This window comes from Kitasatospora sp. NPDC085879, from assembly GCF_040686255.1.
Lineage (GTDB): Bacteria > Actinomycetota > Actinomycetes > Streptomycetales > Streptomycetaceae > Kitasatospora.
Genome location: NZ_JBFBJZ010000096.1, coordinates 1 through 19,915, shown reverse-complemented (window position 1 = coordinate 19,915; position 19,915 = coordinate 1). Strand labels below are relative to the sequence as shown.

Here is a 19,915-nt window from a genome sequence, read left to right as displayed (position 1 = left end):
CAAACCCCCCCGGCTCCCCCCCCCCCCCCGCCGGTGGCCGTTCCGCCCCGTCTCCCCCGGCCGGGGGGCCCCGGGCTTTCCCCCCCCGTCCCCAAAACCCGGGGGGGGGGCCCCGGCGGGGGCCCCCCCCGCCGTCAGGCGCTCGGTCAGCCGCCGCTCTTGCGGCGGAAGGTGCGCTTGCCGCCCGCCGCCGCGTGGGTGCCGTGGATCTTCGAACCCTCGCCCTGGCCCGCGGCACCGGCCCCGCGGCCGCCGTGCTTGCGCTCCAGCGCGGCGAGGAACTTCGCCTTGACGTCGTCCTGGGCGGGTTCCGCGGCGGGCGCGTCGACCGGGGCCTCCCCGGTCTCCGGCTGCTCAGCGGGTGGGGCTGCTTCCTTGCTCATGGTGCGACCTCCGGTACGGGGCCCCGGGACAGGGGCCGCATGCAGTGCACACCCTGCCATGGCGGAGACCGCCCGGCGGGTTCATTTCCCCTCGTCGGGGAACCGCGGGCCGCCGATCAGGTAGAAGAGCGCCAGGATCGGGAACCCGATGGACGCGATCACGAGGACGAAGAACTGCCAGACCATCGCACACTCCTGGGGCGAGAGCGGTTGATCTTCCGACCGTATGCCGCGCTCCGACCGGTCGCCACCGCGCGCCCCGGCGCACGCCGGCCGCCCCGCCGAAGACCGTCCGACCCCTGTACCGCACGGCCGCTCGCCCGCAGACTGGTCGGATGCAGGTACAGCTCGCCGGAGAACCGTACGGGCCGGGCCGCGAGAGCGAGGACTTCGCCGCCGCCTCCGCCGAAGCGCTGGTGCTGCTGGACGGCTCCAGCATGCCGGAGGACCTGGAGTCCGGGTGCCGCCACGGCACCGCCTGGTACACGAGACGGCTCGGGGTCCACCTCCTCGCCCGGCTCACCGACCGGGCCGACCGCTCGATCGCCGAGTGCCTGGCCGACGCGATCGTCGAGACGGCCGCCCTGCACGGCGGCCGCTGCGACCTGGCGAACCCGAACACCCCGGCGGCCATGGTGGTCGCGGCCCGGACGGTCGGCGGAGCGCTGGAGTACCTGGTGCTCGGGGACTCGCTGCTGGTGCTGCAGCCCCGGGACGGGGCGCCCCGGGTGATCGGCGACAACCAGCGCTTCCCCGGCGGCGAGCTGCTGCGCCGCCAGGTCTGGACGACGGTGCCGGGCAGCTCCGAGCGGGCCGAGCTCTACCTGGAGTACGCGCAGGCCGTCCGCGCGGCCCGCAACTCCGGGCGCGGGCCGTGGATCGCCGCGGCGATCCCCCGGGCGGCCGAGCACGCGGAGACCGGGTTCGTCCCGCTGGCCGAGTTGCGCGGGGTGGCGGCGCTGACCGACGGCGCGGCCCGCTTCACCGAGCGGTTCCGGCTCGGCAGCTGGTCGGACGCGCTGCGGCTGCTCGCGGAGTGCGGGCCGGCCGAACTGATCGCCCAGGTGCGGGCGGTCGAGGAGGCCGACGCCGACTGCGCGCGGTGGCCGCGCGGCAAGAAGTCGGACGACGCCTCCGCCCTCTACGCCCGGATCTGACCCGGGCCCGGATCCGGCGCTCAGCCGTATCCGGGCCCGTCGGGGCCGGGTGACCGGTCAGTCGATCGGGTGCCCGAAGGACCCGGACTGGAAGTCCTTCATCGCCTGCTCCAGCTCGCGGTGGCTGTTCATCACGAACGGGCCGTACCAGGCGACGGGCTCACGGATCGGCTGCCCGCCCAGGATGATCACGTCCAGGTTGGGGTGCCGGGACTCCTGCCTGGCGTCGGCGGAGACGGTGATGGTGTCGCCCTCACCGAAGACCACGGCCTGGCCGGTGTGCACCGGGCGCTGCTCGGCGCCGACCGTGCCGTCGCCGTTGAGCACGTAGGCGAGGGCGTTGAAGTCGGGCCGCCAGGGCAGTGTGACCGAGGCGCCCGGGGTGATCGTGGCGTGCAGCAGGGTGATCGGGGTGTGGGTGGCCCCGGGGCCCTGGTGGCCGTCGAGCTCACCGGCGATCAGCCGCAGCACGGCGCCGCCGTCCGGGCTGGTCAGCAGCTTCACGTGGCCGCCGTGGATGTCCTGGTAGCGGGGCTGGGTCATCTTGTCGCTCGCGGGCAGGTTCACCCAGAGCTGGATGCCGTGGAACAGGCCGCCGCTGAGCACCAGCGACTCGGGCGGGGTCTCGATGTGCAGGATGCCCGAGCCGGCCGTCATCCACTGGGTGTCGCCGCCGCCGAGGTGGCCGCCGCCGCCGTGCGAGTCCTTGTGGATGAACTCGCCGTCGATCAGATAGGTGACGGTCTCGAAGCCGCGGTGCGGGTGCCAGGGGGTGCCCTTGGGCTCCCCGGCCGCGTACTCCACCTCGCCCATCTGGTCCATCATGATGAACGGGTCGAGGAACTTGGTGTTGATCTTGGCGAAGGCGCGGCGGACGGGGAAGCCCTCGCCCTCGAAGCCCTCCGGTGCGGTGGCGACGGCCAGCACCGGGCGGGCGGTGGTGGCGGTGGCGTCGGGGGTGGCGACGCGCGGCAGGGTCAACGGGTTCTCGACGGTCACGGCGGGCATGTCGGCCTCCTTCGGAGGGGTCTGTGGCCTACGTCCAACAGATTAGTTCAATCCTCAACCAATAGCAAGTTGAAGATTGAACTAAATGGGTGTGGGCGTGCGGGAGGCCACAGACCTCCCGCGGGGATTCGGGTCAGCCGTACATCCGGCGCATGGTGAAGTCCACCATCTGCTCGACCGCCTTGGCGTCGAAGACCATCCGGTGTTCGCCCTCCATGTCGAGCGCGAAGCCGTAGCCGGTCGGCAGCAGGTCGAGCACCTCCGCGCCGGTGACGCTGAAGTGCTTGGACTCCTTGCCGGCGTAGCGCCGCAGCTCCTTGAGCGAGCTGAACATGGGGATCACCGGCGTCGGGGTGTTGTGCAGGGCGAGGAATCCGGGGCGGTCGCCGCGCGGGCAGTGCACCTTGGAGGTGATGAAGATCGCCTGGAAGTCCTCGACCGGCATCGAGCCGGTGGTGAAGGCCCGGATCGCGTCGGCCAGCGAGGGCGGCGAGGGCTCCGGGTAGAGGGACTGCTGGGCGGCGCCCTGCTGGGGGTCGCCGTACGGGCCGGGACCGGGCATGCCGTTCATCCCCGCCTGCTGCTGGTAGGGGTCCTGGTATGCGGTCTGCTCGTAGCCGTACACGGGACAAGGCTAGCGGGCCGGGCGCCCTTGCAGGGCGGACGGACCGCACAAGGTGCGGGCGGCTGCGGTTGTGGGACGTGACCACGTTCATAAGGCTTTGCCGTGAGAGGGCTTGCCCAAGTTACTGCCGGGTAGCATCATGGTGCGTACTGGTGGGTAAGTGGCGCTCGATCGGCGGGCCCACGGCAAGCAGACGAACCGGAGAAACGGTCATGGGTCACTACAAGTCCAACCTGCGGGACGTGGAGTTCAACCTGTTCGAGGTGTTCGGCCGCGAGCAGGTGTACGGCACCGGTCCGTTCGCCGACATGGACGTCGACACCGCGAAGAACATCCTCAGCGAGATCTCCCGCCTCGCCGAGAACGACCTCGCCGCGTCCTTCACCGACACCGACCGCACCCCGCCGGTCTTCGACCCGGAGACCAACACCGCGCCGGTCCCGGCCACGTTCAAGAAGAGCTACCAGACCTTCATGGATGCCGAGTGGTGGCGCCTGGGCATCCCGGAGGGCATCGGCGGCCAGGTCACCCCGTCCTCCCTGGTCTGGGCCTACGCGGAGCAGGTGCTCGGCTCCAACCCCGCCATCTGGATGTACTCCTCCGGCCCGGCCTTCGCCGGCGTCGTCTTCGAGGAGGGCACCGAGGAGCAGCACAAGGTCGCCCAGCGCATGGTCGACGGCCTCTGGGGCGCCACCATGGTGCTGACCGAGCCGGACGCCGGCTCGGACGTCGGCGCCGGCCGCACCAAGGCGATCAAGCAGGAGGACGGCTCCTGGCACATCGAGGGTGTGAAGCGCTTCATCACCTCCGGTGAGCACGACATGTCCGACAACATCATCCACCTGGTGCTGGCCCGCCCCGAGGGTGGCAAGCCCGGCACCAAGGGCCTCGGCCTCTACATCGTGCCGAAGTACGACTTCGACTGGGAGACCGGCGAGCTCGGCGAGCGCAACGGCGCCTACGCCACCAACGTCGAGCACAAGATGGGCCTCAAGGCCTCGAACACCTGCGAGATGACCTTCGGCGCCAAGCACCCCGCCAAGGGCTGGCTGCTCGGCGAGAAGATCGACGGCATCCGCCAGATGTTCAAGATCATCGAGTTCGCCCGCATGATGGTCGGCACGAAGGCGATCGCCACCCTGTCCACCGGCTACCTCAACGCCCTCGAGTACGCCAAGGAGCGCGTGCAGGGCGCGGACATCGCCAACTTCCTGGACAAGACCGCCCCGCGCGTCACCATCACCCACCACCCCGACGTCCGCCGCTCGCTGATGACGCAGAAGGCGTACGCCGAGGGCATGCGCGCCCTGGTGCTCTACACCGCCTCCGTCCAGGACGACGTGCTGGCCGCCCGCCTGCGCGGCGAGACCGACGAGGCCGCCGAGCGCCTGAACGACCTGCTCCTGCCGATCGTCAAGGGCTACGGCTCGGAGAAGTCCTACGAGCAGCTCGCCCAGTCCCTGCAGACCTTCGGTGGCTCCGGCTACCTGCAGGAGTACCCGATCGAGCAGTACATCCGGGACGCCAAGATCGACACCCTCTACGAGGGCACCACCGCGATCCAGGGCCAGGACTTCTTCTTCCGCAAGATCGTCAAGGACGGCGGCCAGGCGCTCACCGCCGTCTCCGAGCAGATCCAGAAGTTCATCGCCACCGGCGAGGGCGGCGACGCCCTGGCCGCCGAGCGCGAGGCGCTCGGCAAGGCGGCGGGCGACCTGGAGGCGATCGTCGGCAAGATGCTCGCCGACCTGACCTCCGTCCAGCAGGACGTCAAGAACATGTACAAGGTCGGCCTCAACGCCACCCGCCTGCTGCTGGTCTCCGGCGACGTCGTCATCGGCTGGCTGCTGCTCCGCCAGGCCGCCGTGGCGCTCGCCAAGCTGGAGGCCGGCGCCTCCGAGAAGGACGTCCCCTTCTACCAGGGCAAGGTTGCCGCGGCCCGCTTCTTCGCCCGCAACATCCTGCCCACCACCGCCCCGCAGCGCCTGATCGCGGAGGCCGTGGACAACGAGATCATGGAGCTCGCGGAGGAGGCCTTCTGAGGCCCCTGAAGTCTGCCTGACACACCCTCACGCCGTGGGGCCCGGTCTGCCGACCGGGCCCCACGGTGTTTTGGTGCCGGACGGATCCGGGCAAACCAGGCGTCGCGGACGGTGTGACGAAGCGTCGGGAAAATGCGCTGTGTCCCGGTGTCCTCACCGTTGTGTCACCGTTTTTGAGTTCGCCGCGTCATGTCCGTGTACGGGCATATGCTCAGATGCGGACCCGGTACCCCCATCCGGCGTCCGACCTCCCTCAACCCAGGAGCAGCATGTCGACCGCCGACCGCCCGGCCCACTTCGACCGGACGCACACCGACGATCTGATCGCCTACCTCGGCGCCGCGCCCTCGCCCTACCACGCCGTCGCCGCCTCGGCCGAGCGGCTGGAGAAGGCGGGCTTCCGCAGGGTCCTGGAGACCGACGCCTGGGGGGCCGAGGCCGGCGGCAAGTACATCGTCCGCGGGGGCGCACTGATCGCCTGGTACGTGCCCGCGGGGGCCGGGCCCGAGACGCCGTTCCGGGTGGTCGGCACCCACACCGACTCGCCCAACCTCCGGGTCAAGCCGATCCCGGACACCGGGTCCCAGGGCTGGCGCCAGGTCGCCGTCGAGATCTACGGCGGCGTCCCGCTGAACACCTGGCTCGACCGCGACCTCGGCCTCTCCGGCCGGCTCGCCCTGCGCGACGGCACCACCCGCCTGGTCCAGCTCGACGAGCCGCTGCTGCGCGTCCCGCAGCTCGCCATCCACCTGGACCGCTCCGTCAACGACGGCCTGAAGCTCGACAAGCAGCGGCACCTCACCCCGATCTGGGGGATCGGCGAGGTGACCGAGGGCGCCCTCGTCGAGTACGTCGCCGGCCGGGCCGGCGTGGCCGCCTCCGACGTCGTCGGCTGGGACCTCATGACGCACGACGTGCAGCCCGCCTCCTACCTGGGCCGCGACCGCGAGCTGCTGGCCGGCCCCCGGCTGGACAACCTGCTCTCGGTGCACGCCGGCACCGCCGCCCTGGCCGCCGCGGCCACCGGCGACACCCCGCTGCCGTACATCCCGGTGCTCGCCGCCTTCGACCACGAGGAGACCGGCAGCGAGTCCGACACCGGCGCGCAGAGCCCGCTGCTCGGCAATGTGCTGGAGCGCAGCGTCCTCGCCCGCGGCGGCACCGCCGAGGACCGCGCCCGGGCGCTGGCCGGCACCGTCTGCCTCTCCTCCGACATGGGGCACGCCGTGCACCCCAACTACAGCGAGCGGCACGAGCCGGGCCACCACCCGATGCCCAACGGCGGCCCGATCCTCAAGGTCAACGTCAACAACCGCTACGCCACCGACGGTGTCGGCCGCGCGGTGTTCGCCGCCGCGTGCGAGAAGGCCGGCGTGCCGTGGCAGAACTTCGTCTCCAACAACGCGATGCCCTGCGGCACCACCATCGGCCCGATCACCGCGGCGCGGCTCGGCATCACCACGGTGGACTGCGGCATCGCCGCACTCTCCATGCACTCCGCCCGCGAGCTGTGCGGCGCGGACGACCCGTACCTGCTGGCGAGCGCCCTCAAGGCCTTCCTGGAGGGCTGACCCGGCCTCCCCGGAGGGGGTCGGAGCCGGGCAGGGCGCCCGTGGGGCCGCAGGCGGTGGGGGCCGCCGTGCGGGCGGCCCCACGGGCGCCCGTGCCGTCCGGTCACCCGGCGGTGACCGTTCGGGCCGTCACTCCATGCCGGCGAGCACCAGCGGCAGCCGGCTCGCGGCGCCGGCCACCAGCTTCACCGGCACGCCCCAGTCCTGCTGGTGGACGTGGCAGGCCGGGTACTCGATCTCCGGGTCGTCGTCGCAGGACGCCGCCATCGCCGACACGTGCAGCACGCCCTCGGCGACCGACCCGTCGAGCACCAGCTCACGGGACAGGTCGGTGTCCGCCCCGGCGCCCGACAGCAGCAGCTCCGGCGGGGTGGAGCTGACCAGCAGCCGGGTGGACGGGCCGTAGCGCTCGTCCAGCTTCTGGCCCGACGGCGCCCGGAACACCACGTCCAGCCGGAGCGCGCCCGGGGCGACCTCGGTCGCGGCGCGCTGCGTCCGGTGCGCCACCGCCTCCACCCGGACGGCCTCCTCGGGCAGCCGCAGCCGGGTCAGCCGGTGCCGGGCCGACTCCACCACCACGATGTCGCCGTCCACCAGCACCGAGCCGGAGGGCTCGCGCAGATCGGTGGCGAGCGTGGTCACCTCGCCGCTGGCCGGGTCGAAGCGGCGCAGCGCGTGGTTGTAGGTGTCGGCGATCGCCACCGAGCCGTCCGGCAGCACGGTGACGCCCAGCGGGTGCTGGAGCAGGGCCTGGTCGGCCGCGCCGTCCCGGTGCCCGAAGTCGAACAGGCCGGTGCCGACCGCGGTGTGCACCGAACGGGTTTCACGTGAAACCCAGCGCACCGCCGAGGTCTCCGAGTCCGCGACCCAGAGCCGCTCGCCGTCCGCGGAGACCGCGAGGCCGGACGGCTGGGCGAACCAGGCCTCCGCCACCGGGCCGTCGACCAGGCCCTCGTTGGTGGTGCCGGCCGCGACGGCGACCGTGCCGTCCGCCGGGTCGAAGGCCCACAGCTGGTGGACGCCGGCCATGGCGATCCACACCCGGCCGTCGAACCAGGCGACGTCCCACGGCGAGGAGAGGTCCACCTCGCGGGCCGGGCCCTCGGTCGCCGAGCCCTGCCACCACTGCCGGCCGGTGCCGGCCAGCGTGGTGACGCTGCCGTCGGCGAGCCGGACACCGCGCAGCGCGTGGTTCACGGTGTCCGCCACCACGACGTCGTAGCCGAGGTCGAGGCCGGCCGGCACCAGGGCGAGGCCCTGCGGCTCGCTGAACCGCGGCGCCGTGCCGTCCACCAGTCCGCGCTCGCCGTCGCCGATCCGGCGCAGCACCGTCTCGCCGTCCTCGGCGAGCTCCACCAGCGAGTGGTGGCCGGAGTCGGCCACCAGGAAGTGGCCGTCCGGCAGCCGCACCGCCTTGCCGGGGAACTTCAGGTCGCCCGCCCGTGGCTCCGGCGCCACGTACGGGCCGTCCCCGCGGCGCAGCGTGCCCTTGGCCCCGTGCTCCGCCTCCAGCTCCTCGACCAGCGCGGCGATCGCGTGCGCGTGGCCCTCGCCGGCGTGCTGCGCGACGACGTACCCCTCCGGGTCGATCACCACCAGCGTCGGCCAGGCCCGCACCGCGTACTGCTTCCAGGTGGCGAGCTCCGGGTCGTCCAGCACCGGGTGGTGCACCTCGTACCGGGCCACCGCGTCCACCACGGCCTGGTGGTCGGCCTCGTGGACGAACTTGGGCGAGTGGACACCGACGATCACCACGGTGTCGCGGTGCTTCTCCTCCAGCTCCCGGAGTTCGTCCAGGACGTGGAGGCAGTTGATGCAGCAGAAGGTCCAGAAGTCGGCAATGACGATCTTGCCGCGGAGGTCGGCCAGCGTCAGGTCCTTGCCGCCGGTGTTGAGCCATCCGCCCTTGCCCACCAGTTCGGGGGCGCGTACGCGTGCACGAGAAGCCATGTCCTCATCCAACCCCATCGACCTGCGGACGCATTCCGGCTGCGGGCCCGGGCCGGTGAGAATGGGGCGGTGATCCCAGCGAGTGCTCCCCGAGAGCCGGTCGATGTTCCGCCGTTCGTCGTGGAGTTCGCGCGGGGGCGGCCGGTGCGGGCGGTGTGGCGGAACGGGCTCGGCGGGCTGACCTTCCAGGTCGGGGTGGACGGGGAGCGGCAGTTCGTGAAGTGGCTTCCCGCAGGCAACGACGGCGGACTCACCGCCGAAGTGGTGCGGCTGCGCTGGGCGGCGCGATATACCCCGGTGCCGCGGGTGCTCGAGGAGGGCGCGGACGAGGGCGGCTGGCGGCCGTCCGCGCCCGGGCGGCCGCGGGCCGGATCGACCCGGCGGACCGGCCCGCCGGGCTGCCGCCGTTCCGAACCGTCGAGGAGGCGCTCGCCGCGCTCGCCGACGTCCTGCCGGTCGACGGGCCGGTGGTCCTGCCACGGCGACGCCTGCGCGCCCAACACGTTGCTCGGCGCGGACGGCCGGTACAGCGGCCACGTCGACCTCGGCGCCCTCGGCACCGCCGACCGCTGGGCCGACCTCGCCGTCGCCACCTGGAGCACCCGATGGAACTACGGCCCCGGTTGGGAGGAGCCGCTGCTCGCGGCGTACGGCATCGCACCGGACCGGGAGCGGACGGCCTACTACCGGCTGCTCTGGCACCTCGCCGACTGAGCCGGAAGATCTTCGCCCCGTGACCGGATCGGTCCGGGTCGGGACGTGATCATGTCTGGGGCGGGGGCCTGCCGGCGGGCCAGGATGGAGCCATGAAGAGCGCACTCGTCGTGATCGACGTCCAGGAATCCTTCCGCCGCCGGCCCAACTGGGCCGCCGTCTCCAACCCGGAGATCGTCGACAAGGTCGGCCGACTGGTGACCGCCGCCCGCAGCAGGGGCGACCTCGTGGTGTGGGTGCTGCACACCGAGCCCGGCAGCGGCACCGTCTTCGACCCGGAGTCCGGCTTCGTCCGGCTGATGGACGGGCTCGAGCCCGCCGACGGCGAGCCCGTCCTGACCAAGACCTCCCACAACGCCTTCACCACCACCAACCTGCAGCAGCTGCTCACCCGGCAGGGCGTCGGCGAACTGGTCGTCAGCGGGATCCGCACCGAGCAGTGCTGCGAGACCACCGCCCGGGTCGCCTCCGACCTCGGCTACCAGGTCGTGTTCGTCACCGACGCCACCGCCACCCACCCCATCGAGCACCGGGACGCCCCCGCCGGGCGCAGCCTGGAGGAGGTCCTGGCCGACCCGCGTACCCTGGGCACCGACGAGATCGTCGCCCGGACCGAGTACGCCCTCGCAGGCCGCTTCGCCCGGATCGCCACCGTGGAGGAGCTGACCGGATCGTGACCGGCGTGGTCTTCCTGCTGGCTCCGCGGCTGCACCTGCTGGACCTCGCCGGCCCGGCCCAGGTGTTCTCCTCGGCGGCCGACTTCGGCCACGGCTACCGGATCCGGTACGTGGCCGAGCAGGAGGACGTGCCCACCGCCCAGGGACTCGACATCCGGGCCACCACCACCTGGCCCGCGCTGGCCCCCGGCGACCTGGTGGTCGTCCCGGGCTGGCGCTCGCCGAGCCTGCCGCACCACCCGGTGTTCACCCGCGAGACCCTGGACCGGCTGGTCGCCCACCACGCCGCCGGCGGCACGGTGACCAGCGTCTGCTCCGGCGCCGACGCACTCGGCCGGGCCGGGCTGCTCGACGGCCGGCGCTGCACCACCCACCACGACCTGCAGGACGAGCTCGCCCGCCGCTACCCGCGGGCCGCCGTCGTCCCCGACGTGCTGTACGTGGAGGACGGCCGGGTCCTCACCTCCGCCGGGATCGCCAGCGGGATCGACCTCGCGCTGCATCTGCTGGCGGTCCGCCACGGCCCGTACGTCGCCGCCCAGGTGGCCCGCACGATGGTCGTCCACACCCGCCGCAACGGGGACGAGCAGCAGACCAGCGCCATGCTGCGGCACCGCGCCCACCTCAGCGACGCCGTGCACCGGGTGCAGGACGTCATCGACGCCCGGTTCGCCGACCCGCTGCTGCTCGCGGGCCTGGCCGCCGGCGCCGGGGTCAGCGAACGGACCCTCACCCGGCGTTTCGCCGAGGCGACCGGCCTCACCCCGCTCCGCTACCAGCAGCAGCTGCGGCTGGAGCACGCGCAGCACCTGATCGCCCAGGGCACCACCGTCGAGTCCGCCGCCCGCAGGGTCGGCTTCCAGGACGCCCGGATGCTGCGCCGGCTCCGGGCTCGTCCCGCCGAGGGCTGAGGCCCCTGCCCCCCCCCCCCGGCCGACGGCCGCTCCGGGCGGCCGCCGGACACTCCGGCGGCCCGCCGAGGGCTGACCCCGGGCCCGGTGTCCGGCACGATGTGCTCGGCAGTGTCCGTCGAGGGAAGCAGGCAGGCATGAAGTACGTGGTCAAGGAGCGGCTGTTCGCGGTCGGCGACGACTACTGGATCGAGGACGGCGACGGCGAGAAGGCCTTCCTGGTGGACGGCAAGGTGCTGCGGCTGCGCGACACCTTCGAGCTGCAGGACCCGTCCGGTGCGGTCGTCGCGGTCATCAAGGAGAAGGTGCTCACCGTCCGCGACGCGATGCGGATCGAGAACGCCGAGGGCGACACGGTCGCGACCGTCCGCAAGAAGCTCTTCACGCCGTTCCGTGACAAGTACCTGGTCGAGCTGGAGGCCGGCGGCGAGCTGGAGGTGCACGGCGACCTGATCGACAAGGAGTACACCGTCGAGTCGGACGGCGAGACCGTCGCCGAGATCTCCCGCAAGTGGTTCCGGATCCGCGACACCTACGGCGTGGAGATCGCGGACGGCGCGGACGTGCCGCTGCTGCTCGCCGTCGCCGTCTGCCTGGACCGCATGGTCGAGCACAACGCCTGACGCCCCGCCGGCCCACGGCCACGGGCCGTGGGCCGGGCGGTGGTCAGACGATGACGTGCGGCAGGAAGCGCGCGCCGACGTGCGTGATCGGCGAGTCGTGCGTCTCCCGGATGCCCAGGCCCGCGGCCTCGCCGTCCACCACCCAGGCGCCGAGCACCGGGTGGTTGCCGTCGAACACCGGCGGCGGGCACAGCTGCTGGTAGCAGAAGCCCTCGGCGCCGTACCGGTCCGGGTCGCCGGCCCACGCGGGCAGCAGCGTCTCGTCGCCGCCCGGCTCGACGATCCGCACGCCCGCGCCCTCCCGGCCGAGCAGCGGCTTCGCCGCCCAGCCGGTGGCGGCGAGCTCGCGCGGGCCGTCCAGGTAGGCCGGCAGCAGGTTGGGGTGGCCGGGGAAGAGCTCCCACAGCACCGCCAGCAGCGCCTTGTTGGAGAGCAGCATCTTCCACGGCGGTTCGATCCAGAGCGTGGAGCCGGTGGAGCCGCCCAGGTCCACGGTGGCCAGCAGCTGCGTGCCGAACTCGTCCTCGGCCAGCCACTCCCACGGGTACAGCTTGAACGCGGAGCGGATGTACCGGTGCTGCAGGTCGACGAACCGCCCGGTCAGCCCGTCCAGGCCGATGTCCTCCATGGCGATCGACACCGTCTCCAGGCCGGCCTGCTGGGCCGTCTCCTGGAGGTAGAGGGTGGTCATCCAGTCCTCGCCCTCGGTGTCGCCGCGCGAGTGCGCGAAGTGCACCGGGCCGGGCGGCAGCAGTTCCTTCTGCCGGGCCCAGGCCGCGACCAGCCGCTCGTGCAGCGAGTTCCACTGGTCAGCCTCGGGGAAGCGCTCCTCCATCCAGAACCACTGCGGGCTGGCCGCCTCGATCAGCGAGGTCGGGGTGTCCGCGTTGTACTCGAACAGCTTGGCCGGGCCGGAGCCGTCGTACGCCAGGTCGAACCGCCCGTACAGGGACGGCTGCTCCTCGCGCCGCCGCCAGGAGGTGGCGACCACCTCGGCGAGCCGCGGGTCGGTGATGCCGTAGTCGGCGAACCTGCCGGTCCGTACGACGTGGTCGGCCGCCTCCAGGCACATCTCGTGCAGTTCCTCGACGACCTCCTCCAGCGCCTCGACCTCCGGCAGCGAGAACTCGTAGTAGGCGCTCTCGTCCCAGTAGGCGTACTCGGAGCCGGGGTCGCGGGGGTCCTCGCAGACGGCGTAGATCAGGCCCTGGGCCTCGACCGCGGCCTGCCAGCCCGGCCGCGGTTCGACGGATCGGCGGCGCATCGCGGTCAGCCCCCGCCCGAGCCGGAGCTGCCGCTGGGGCAGCCGAAGCCGCCGCGCTTGGTCGCGGCCTTGTCGAAGGTGCCGCCGGCGGCGGTCAGCGAGCCGGAGCCGCAGTAGTACCAGCGGCCGGCGGCCGCGGCGGTGCCGCCGGAGCAGGAGTGGTCGTCGAGCACCTTGAGGGTGCCCGGGTCGACGCAGCGCCGCGGTGCGCTGCCGCCGGACGAGGAGCAGCCGGTGAGGGCCAGCGCCAGCGTCCCCACCATGCCGAGGGCGACGACGCCCGAGCGGCGGCGGGCGGAGGACGGGTCGGTCTGCGTCATGACGGGTGATGGTACTTAAGGCTCCACGACGCCGTAACCATGGGATATCTTTTGCCGGTCCTTGACACTTCGCCACGGGGGAGCAGCATGAACGACATCGTCCACGGCCTGGGCGTGGCCGCCGCCTACGGTGCGGTCGGCCTGGTGCTGCTGCTGCTCGGTGTCGGCCTCGTCGACGTCCTGACGCCCGGCAAGCTCGGCCGGCAGATCTGGCTGGAGCGCAACCGCAACGCCGCCGTGGTGCTCAGCTCCGCGCTGCTCGGCATCGGCGGCATCGTCTTCACGGCGATCATGTACACCTACGACGAGTTCGGGAAGGGCCTGGCCGCGACCGCGCTCTTCGGCCTGCTCGGCCTGGTGCTGATGGCGGCCGCGTTCTGGCTGGTCGACCTGCTGACCCCGGGCAAGCTCGGTGCCGTCCTCGTCGACCCAGAGCCGCACCCGGCGGTCTGGGTGACGGCCGCCTGCAACCTCTCCGTCGCCGCCATCGTGGCGGCCTCGATCGCCTGAGCGTACGGGCCGACCGCCCGAACGGCCCGCGGCCGACACCCCGTTGACGAGGGTGTCGGCCGCGGGCCGCTGTGCGCCGTGCGGCCTCAGCCGGCGGCCAGCCGCTCCGTCAGCCGGGCCCTGGCCGCGGGCCACTCGTCCCGGAGCATGGAGAAGTAGACGCTGTCCCGCCAGCTGCCGTCGGGCCTGCGGCGGTGGCGCCGCAGGGTGCCCTCGTACTGGGCGCCGAGCCGTCGGATCGCGTTCTGCGAGCGCTCGTTGAGGTGGTCGGTCTTCCAGGTGACGCGGCCCATGCCGAGCTCCTCGAAGGCGTGCGTCAGCAGCAGCAGCTTGGCCTCGGTGTTCACGGCGGTGCGCCAGGCCCGCCGGGCGTACCAGGTGCCGCCGATCTCCACGAGCTCGTCGCGCGCGCTGAAGTCGAAGTAGCAGGTGACGCCGATCGCCCGGCCGTCGGCCAGGGACACCGCGGCGAACGGGACGCACCCGCCCGAGGCCGCCTCGGCGAGCCGGCCCGCGATGTGCGCGGCCATCTCCTCCTCGGTGCCCGGCACCTCGTAGGGCAGCCAGCGCCACACCTCCTCGTCGCCGCCGCTCGCGGCGAACAGGTCCGGCACGTGGGCGGGGGTCAGCGGCTCCAACCGGACGTGGCGGCCGGTCAGAACGGTGGGCGCGGGCAGCTTGGCGGTCATGCCGCCGACCCTAGACCCCGATACGCACTAGGTGCAATCCATTTCTGCACTAGTTCAAATATCTCCCGGCATGCGAAGGGCCCCGCGCCGCGGACGGTGCGGGGCCCTTCGGCGGGCGTCCCTACAGGAAGGAGTTGACCTGGATGGTCTCGGTGCGGCCGGGGCCGACGCCGATCGCGGAGATCGGGGCGCCGGACATCTCCTCCAGGGCCTTCACGTAGGCCTGGGCGTTCTTGGGCAGGTCCGCGAAGGTCTGCGCCTTCGAGATGTCCTCGCTCCAGCCCGGCAGCGTCTCGTAGATCGGCTTGGCGTGGTGGAAGTCCGACTGGTTGTAGGGGAGCTCCTCGACGCGCTTGCCGTCGATCTCGTACGCGACGCAGACGGGGATCTGCTCCCAGCCGGTGAGCACGTCCAGCTTGGTCAGGAAGAAGTCCGTGAGGCCGTTGACGCGGGTGGCGTAGCGGGCGATCACCGCGTCGAACCAGCCGCAGCGGCGGTCACGGCCGGTGGTGACACCGCGCTCGCCGCCGATCCGGCGCAGCGCCTCGCCGTCGGCGTCCAGCAGCTCGGTCGGGAACGGGCCCGAGCCGACGCGGGTGGTGTACGCCTTGAGGATGCCGATGACCCGGTCGATCTTGGTGGGGCCGATGCCGGAGCCGGTGCAGGCACCGCCCGAGGTCGGGTTCGACGAGGTCACGAAGGGGTACGTGCCGTGGTCGACGTCCAGCAGGGTGCCCTGGCCGCCCTCCAGCAGGACGACCTTGCCGGCCTTCAGCGCCTCGTCCAGGACGAGCGTGGTGTCGGCCAGGAACGGGCGGATCTTCTCGGCGTAACCGAGGTACTCCTCCAGCACCAGCTCGGCCGGGATGGCGCGGCGGTTGTACAGCTTGACCAGGATCTGGTTCTTGTCGTGCAGTGCCGCCTCGATCTTCTGGCGGAGGATCGACTCGTCGAACAGGTCCTGGACCCGGATGCCCACGCGGTTGATCTTGTCCGCGTAGGTCGGGCCGATGCCGCGGCCGGTGGTGCCGATCCGGCGCTTGCCGAGGAAGCGCTCGGTGACCTTGTCCAGGGTGCGGTGGTACGGCGTGATCAGGTGGGCGTTGCCCGAGATCAGAAGCTTGGAGGTGTCGATGCCGCGCTCGTTCAGCCCGCGCAGCTCGGAGAGCAGCACACCCGGGTCGATGACGACGCCGTTGCCGATCACCGGAGTCACATTCGGGCTGAGGATGCCGGAAGGCAGCAGGTGCAGGGCATACTTCTGGTCGCCGATGACCACCGTGTGACCGGCGTTGTTGCCGCCCTGGTAGCGGACGACGTAGTCGACGGAGCCACCGAGGAGGTCAGTAGCCTTCCCCTTGCCCTCGTCTCCCCACTGGGCGCCAACGAGCACGAGTGCCGGCACAGGCGTACACCCCTTCCGGTTGGGGCATCCTGCGGGAGGCCGCAGTCTGCCCCGAGATAGACGAAGCCCCTGGCGCAATAGCGCAAGGGGCTCTTGCACCGAGAGATTACCTGAGGAAGGACCGGTCGTGTCGTCCCTGTCCACGCCCGCATCCCGCCCCGACGGACGCGGCGCGGCGGAGCCGCTGCTGGTGCTGGTCGACCCGGCGGCCGGCCGGGCCGACGGCGAGTCGGTCCGGATCGCCCGGGACGTGCTGTGCGGGGGCGCGGACGCCAAGGTGGCGCTGCCCGAAAGCCCGTCCGAGCTGGACCGGGTGCTGTCCCACCGAGGCCGCCGGCGACCGGTCGTGATCGGCTCCGACCAGGCGGTGCAGAAGGTGCTGCAGGCCCTGCACCGGCAGCGTCACCTGGGCACGGACCCGGTGGGGGTGGTGCCGGTCGGTCCGGCCGCGTCCGTCCTCGCGTGCCGCTCGCTCGGGGTGCCGGAGCGGCCGGTGGCCGCCGCCCGCGCGGTGCTCGGCGGTGCGCCGCGCAAGCTCGACCTGGTGGTGGACGACGGCGGCGGGGTGGTGCTCGCCGAGTTGCGGATCGGCGCGGAGCCTCGCAGGGGCCTCCCGTCACTGCGTTCGCTATGGGCGAAACGGGCTGCGCCCGACCAGGCGACCGTTCCCGACCCGGAGGCCACCCCGATGCGGGTCGAGGCGGACGGGCGGCTGCTCGTGGACGTCCACGAGCGGATCCGACAGCTGCACGTGCGGCCGGTCGGCGGCGAGCTGGAGCTGGTGATCCGCACCGGCGCGGCGGAGCGCCGGCTGCGGGCCTCGGCGCTCAGCGTGGCCGGCCGGGGCTTCGGATACACCGCGGACGGCTGCCCGGTCGGGCCCGTCCGGCATCGGACGTGGACGGTGCATCCGGGGGCCTGGGCGCTGCTGCTGCCCGCCGGGTGAGCAGGATCACGCCGGGGCCTCGGCGCCGACGTCCCGTCAGCCCCGACACGGCCCGAAGAGCGCGCGTGACAAGGGAGTGCACCGGTCGCCGGAAAACGCGCAGGAGAAATGAGCCGTGATGTAAGGGGTTTTGTCTACGCGCGTTGCCGTCGGTTCGGCCAATAATCCCCGGCTCCCCTGTTCGGGAAGGCGTACGGAACTGTCCTAGACTCGAAGACGTGCCACGTGGTGACGGACGACTCAACCACGATCTTCTTCCCGGCGAGAAAGGCCCCCAGGACGCTTGCGGCGTCTTCGGTGTCTGGGCTCCCGGCGAGGAGGTCGCCAAGCTCACGTACTTCGGCCTCTATGCCCTGCAGCACCGCGGTCAGGAATCCGCGGGCATCGCAGTGAGCAACGGCTCCCAGATTCTCGTCTTCAAGGACATGGGACTTGTCTCCCAGGTCTTCGACGAGACCTCCCTGGGGTCGCTGCACGGGCATATCGCCGTCGGACATGCCCGCTACTCGACAACAGGCTCGTCGGTCTGGGAGAACGCCCAGCCGACCTTCCGGGCGACCGTTCACGGTTCGCTGGCCCTCGGCCACAACGGAAACCTGGTGAACACCGCCGAACTGGCGGCGATGGTCGCCGAGCTGCCCGGCGAGGAGCACGTCTCCCGCTCCGGCCGCACGGCCGCGACCAACGACACCGACCTGGTGACCGCGCTGCTCGCCGGCCACCCGGACCTCTCCATCGAGGAGACGGCCCGACAGATCCTGCCCATGGTGAAGGGCGCGTTCTCGCTCGTCTTCATGGACGAGCACACGCTGTACGCCGCCCGCGACCCGCAGGGCATCCGCCCGCTGGTGCTCGGCCGGCTGGAGCGCGGCTGGGTGGTGGCCTCGGAGACGGCGGCGCTGGACATCTGCGGCGCCTCGTTCATCCGCGAGGTCGAGCCCGGCGAGCTCATCGCCATCGACGAGCAGGGCATGCGCACCTCGCGCTTCGCCGAGGCCAAGCCCAAGGGCTGCGTCTTCGAGTACGTCTACCTGGCCCGCCCCGACACCTCCATCGCCGGCCGCAACGTGCACCTCTCCCGCGTGGAGATGGGCCGCAGGCTGGCCGCGGAGGCGCCCGTCGAGGCCGACCTGGTGATAGCGACCCCGGAGTCCGGAACGCCCGCCGCCATCGGCTACGCCGAGGCCTCCGGCATCCCCTACGGCTCCGGCCTGGTGAAGAACGCCTACGTGGGCCGCACCTTCATCCAGCCCAGCCAGACCATCCGCCAGCTCGGCATCCGGCTCAAGCTCAACCCGCTCAAGGAAGTCATCGCCGGCAAGCGCCTGGTGGTCGTGGACGACTCCATCGTCCGCGGCAACACCCAGCGCGCCCTGGTGAAGATGCTCCGCGAGGCGGGCGCCGCCGAGGTGCACATCCGGATCTCCTCCCCGCCGGTCAAGTGGCCCTGCTTCTTCGGCATCGACTTCGCCACCCGCGCGGAGCTGATCGCCAACGGCATGACCATCGAGGAGATCGGCCGCACGCTCGGCGCGGACTCGCTCGCCTACATCTCGATCGACGGCATGATCGAGGCCACCAAGCAGCCCAAGGACAAGCTCTGCCGGGCCTGCTTCGACGGCGAGTACCCGATGGAGCTGCCGGACCCGGCCCTGCTCGGCAAGCTGCTCCTGGAGGCCGAGATCGCCGGCAGCCAGCAGCCGCCGGCCGTCCGCGGCAAGCCCACCAGCGACCTGGACGGCGTCCAGTCCCTGATCGGCGGGCACGGCGCGGCGGACGCGCTCCGACGGCCGTAACACGATGTACCACCCGGGGCGCGGGGCACTGCGCGGCCGGGCACTCCTCGGAGTCGCCCGGTCGGGCCGCAGTTCCCCGCGCCCCCACGGGTTTAACCGTTTCTGAAAGGGCCACACCAAGGTGACCAGCAACGAGGGCGGCGCGACCTACGCCGCCGCAGGTGTCGACATCGAGGCCGGCGACCGCGCCGTCGAACTCATGAAGCAGTGGGTGAAGAAGGCCAACCGCCCCGAGGTCGTCGGCGGCCTCGGCGGCTTCGCCGGGCTCTTCGACGCATCCGCCTTCAAGCGCTACGAGCGCCCCCTGCTGGCCACCGCCACCGACGGCGTCGGCACCAAGGTCGCCCTCGCCTCGGCGATGGACAAGCACGACACGATCGGCCACGACCTCGTCGGCATGGTCGTCGACGACCTGGTGGTCTGCGGCGCCGAGCCGCTCTTCATGACCGACTACATCTGCGTCGGCAAGGTCGTCCCGGAGCGGGTCGCCCAGATCGTCAAGGGCATCGCCGAGGGCTGCGCCCTGGCCGGCTGCGCCCTGGTCGGCGGCGAGACCGCCGAGCACCCCGGCCTGCTCGGCCCGGACGAGTACGACGTCGCGGGCGCCGGCACCGGCGTCGTCGAGGCGGACGCGCTGCTCGGCCCGGACCGCGTCCGGGCCGGCGACGTGGTCATCGCCATGGCCGCCTCGGGCCTGCACTCCAACGGCTACTCGCTGGTCCGCCACGTGCTGCTGAACGAGGCCGGCTGGAAGCTCGACCGCCAGGTCGAGGAGTTCGGCCGCACCCTCGGCGAGGAGCTGCTGGAGCCGACCCGGATCTACGCGCTGGACTGCCTCGCGCTGGCCCGCGCCACCGAGATCCACGCCTTCTCGCACGTCACCGGCGGCGGCCTGGCGGCCAACCTGGCCCGGGTCATCCCGGCCGGTCTGCACGCCCGCCTGGACCGCGGCACCTGGACCCCGCTGCCGGTCTTCCAGACCGTCGCGCAGGTCGGCCGGATGCAGACGCTGGAGATCGAGAAGACCCTCAACATGGGTGTCGGCATGGTCGCCGTCGTCCCGCCGTCCTCGGTGGACGTGGTGCTGTCCGTGCTGGAGGACCGCGGCGTGGAGGCCTGGCTGCTCGGCGACATCGTCGACCGGACGGACGAGCACGCGGACGCCGCCGCGCTCTACAACTCCTACGAGGGCCTCACCCTCGCCTGATCCGCACCGCGGGCCCGCCCCGACCGGGGGCGGCGACCCTGCCGAGACCGCCCGCCACCTGCTGCTCGCCGGTCCCGAACACCGCCAGCCTGCGGCCGCCGCGGCCCGCCGGGCCGG

19 protein-coding genes are annotated in these 19,915 nt (G+C 72.3%); 11 read left to right on the top strand and 8 right to left on the bottom strand.

Annotation, left to right across the window (positions count from 1 at the left end):
* Positions 1 to 146: 146 nt before the first annotated feature.
* On the bottom strand, positions 147 to 383 hold the full coding sequence (locus AB0P35_RS37970; RefSeq protein WP_363520317.1) for a DUF5302 domain-containing protein: 237 nt from the start codon (positions 381 to 383) through the stop codon (positions 147 to 149).
* Positions 384 to 718: 335 nt separating this feature from the next.
* Here AB0P35_RS37970 and AB0P35_RS37965 point away from each other — a divergent pair, with 335 nt between their 5' ends.
* A complete protein-coding gene (locus AB0P35_RS37965) occupies positions 719 to 1,540 on the top strand; it encodes an integrase (RefSeq protein WP_363520315.1) in 822 nt (273 codons plus the stop codon).
* A gap of 57 nt (positions 1,541 to 1,597) precedes the next feature.
* Here the strand turns inward: AB0P35_RS37965 and AB0P35_RS37960 are convergent, their stop codons facing one another.
* Both AB0P35_RS37960 and AB0P35_RS37955 read right to left on the bottom strand, forming a co-directional pair.
* A complete protein-coding gene (locus AB0P35_RS37960; protein ID WP_363520312.1) occupies positions 1,598 to 2,548 on the bottom strand; it encodes a pirin family protein in 951 nt (316 codons plus the stop codon).
* 133 nt (positions 2,549 to 2,681) lie between these two features.
* The gene (locus tag AB0P35_RS37955) at positions 2,682 to 3,110 is read right to left on the bottom strand and encodes an SseB family protein (protein ID WP_257019290.1); all 429 of its coding nucleotides are present in this window, start codon (positions 3,108 to 3,110) and stop codon (positions 2,682 to 2,684) included.
* A 275-nt stretch (positions 3,111 to 3,385) separates the two neighbouring features.
* On the opposite strand from AB0P35_RS37955, the gene AB0P35_RS37950 reads away from it, so the two are divergent.
* Both AB0P35_RS37950 and AB0P35_RS37945 read left to right on the top strand, forming a co-directional pair.
* Positions 3,386 to 5,215: an acyl-CoA dehydrogenase gene (locus AB0P35_RS37950; RefSeq protein WP_363520309.1), complete on the top strand. Its 1,830-nt coding sequence runs from the start codon at positions 3,386 to 3,388 to the stop codon at positions 5,213 to 5,215.
* Between the two features lie 269 nt (positions 5,216 to 5,484).
* Positions 5,485 to 6,786: a M18 family aminopeptidase gene (locus tag AB0P35_RS37945; RefSeq protein ID WP_095873726.1), complete on the top strand. Its 1,302-nt coding sequence runs from the start codon at positions 5,485 to 5,487 to the stop codon at positions 6,784 to 6,786.
* Positions 6,787 to 6,915: 129 nt separating this feature from the next.
* Here the strand turns inward: AB0P35_RS37945 and AB0P35_RS37940 are convergent, their stop codons facing one another.
* Positions 6,916 to 8,736 carry an NHL domain-containing thioredoxin family protein gene (locus AB0P35_RS37940; RefSeq protein ID WP_363520306.1) on the bottom strand — a complete coding sequence of 607 codons (1,821 nt, stop codon included), beginning with the start codon at positions 8,734 to 8,736 and terminating at the stop codon, positions 6,916 to 6,918.
* 69 nt (positions 8,737 to 8,805) lie between these two features.
* Here AB0P35_RS37940 and AB0P35_RS37935 point away from each other — a divergent pair, with 69 nt between their 5' ends.
* The 4 genes from AB0P35_RS37935 (at position 8,806) to AB0P35_RS37920 (ending at position 11,661) form a co-directional block, all read left to right on the top strand.
* Positions 8,806 to 9,450 carry a phosphotransferase gene (locus AB0P35_RS37935; protein ID WP_363520303.1) on the top strand — a complete coding sequence of 215 codons (645 nt, stop codon included), beginning with the start codon at positions 8,806 to 8,808 and terminating at the stop codon, positions 9,448 to 9,450.
* A gap of 92 nt (positions 9,451 to 9,542) precedes the next feature.
* Complete coding sequence (locus AB0P35_RS37930) at positions 9,543 to 10,127, top strand: isochorismatase family protein (protein ID WP_363520300.1); 585 nt, start codon at positions 9,543 to 9,545, stop codon at positions 10,125 to 10,127.
* Entirely contained in the window at positions 10,124 to 11,038 is a 915-nt protein-coding gene (locus tag AB0P35_RS37925) for an AraC family transcriptional regulator (RefSeq protein ID WP_363520297.1), read from the top strand. The genes AB0P35_RS37930 and AB0P35_RS37925 overlap by 4 nt, the downstream gene beginning before the upstream one ends.
* Positions 11,039 to 11,175: 137 nt before the next feature.
* Positions 11,176 to 11,661, top strand: a complete 486-nt coding sequence (locus tag AB0P35_RS37920) for an LURP-one-related family protein (protein ID WP_363520294.1) — start codon at positions 11,176 to 11,178, stop codon at positions 11,659 to 11,661.
* Positions 11,662 to 11,704: 43 nt separating this feature from the next.
* On the opposite strand, the gene AB0P35_RS37915 is transcribed toward AB0P35_RS37920, so the two are convergent.
* Both AB0P35_RS37915 and AB0P35_RS37910 read right to left on the bottom strand, forming a co-directional pair.
* Positions 11,705 to 12,925, bottom strand: a complete 1,221-nt coding sequence (locus AB0P35_RS37915; RefSeq protein WP_095873721.1) for a glutathionylspermidine synthase family protein — start codon at positions 12,923 to 12,925, stop codon at positions 11,705 to 11,707.
* Positions 12,926 to 12,930: 5 nt separating this feature from the next.
* Positions 12,931 to 13,245 carry a hypothetical protein gene (locus tag AB0P35_RS37910; RefSeq protein ID WP_095873720.1) on the bottom strand — a complete coding sequence of 105 codons (315 nt, stop codon included), beginning with the start codon at positions 13,243 to 13,245 and terminating at the stop codon, positions 12,931 to 12,933.
* 87 nt (positions 13,246 to 13,332) lie between these two features.
* Here AB0P35_RS37910 and AB0P35_RS37905 point away from each other — a divergent pair, with 87 nt between their 5' ends.
* Entirely contained in the window at positions 13,333 to 13,755 is a 423-nt protein-coding gene (locus tag AB0P35_RS37905) for a DUF350 domain-containing protein (RefSeq protein ID WP_095873719.1), read from the top strand.
* A gap of 86 nt (positions 13,756 to 13,841) precedes the next feature.
* On the opposite strand, the gene AB0P35_RS37900 is transcribed toward AB0P35_RS37905, so the two are convergent.
* Both AB0P35_RS37900 and AB0P35_RS37895 read right to left on the bottom strand, forming a co-directional pair.
* Positions 13,842 to 14,444, bottom strand: a complete 603-nt coding sequence (locus AB0P35_RS37900) for a GNAT family protein (protein WP_363520289.1) — start codon at positions 14,442 to 14,444, stop codon at positions 13,842 to 13,844.
* 121 nt (positions 14,445 to 14,565) lie between these two features.
* Entirely contained in the window at positions 14,566 to 15,849 is a 1,284-nt protein-coding gene (locus tag AB0P35_RS37895; protein ID WP_363520286.1) for an adenylosuccinate synthase, read from the bottom strand.
* A 127-nt stretch (positions 15,850 to 15,976) separates the two neighbouring features.
* On the opposite strand from AB0P35_RS37895, the gene AB0P35_RS37890 reads away from it, so the two are divergent.
* From AB0P35_RS37890 to purM, 3 genes are all read left to right on the top strand, one after another.
* A complete protein-coding gene (locus tag AB0P35_RS37890; protein WP_363520283.1) occupies positions 15,977 to 16,795 on the top strand; it encodes a diacylglycerol kinase family protein in 819 nt (272 codons plus the stop codon).
* A 218-nt stretch (positions 16,796 to 17,013) separates the two neighbouring features.
* Positions 17,014 to 18,591: an amidophosphoribosyltransferase gene (gene purF / locus AB0P35_RS37885; protein ID WP_363520280.1), complete on the top strand. Its 1,578-nt coding sequence runs from the start codon at positions 17,014 to 17,016 to the stop codon at positions 18,589 to 18,591.
* Positions 18,592 to 18,712: 121 nt separating this feature from the next.
* Positions 18,713 to 19,798, top strand: a complete 1,086-nt coding sequence (gene purM, locus AB0P35_RS37880) for a phosphoribosylformylglycinamidine cyclo-ligase (RefSeq protein WP_363520277.1) — start codon at positions 18,713 to 18,715, stop codon at positions 19,796 to 19,798.
* Positions 19,799 to 19,915: the final 117 nt, after the last annotated feature.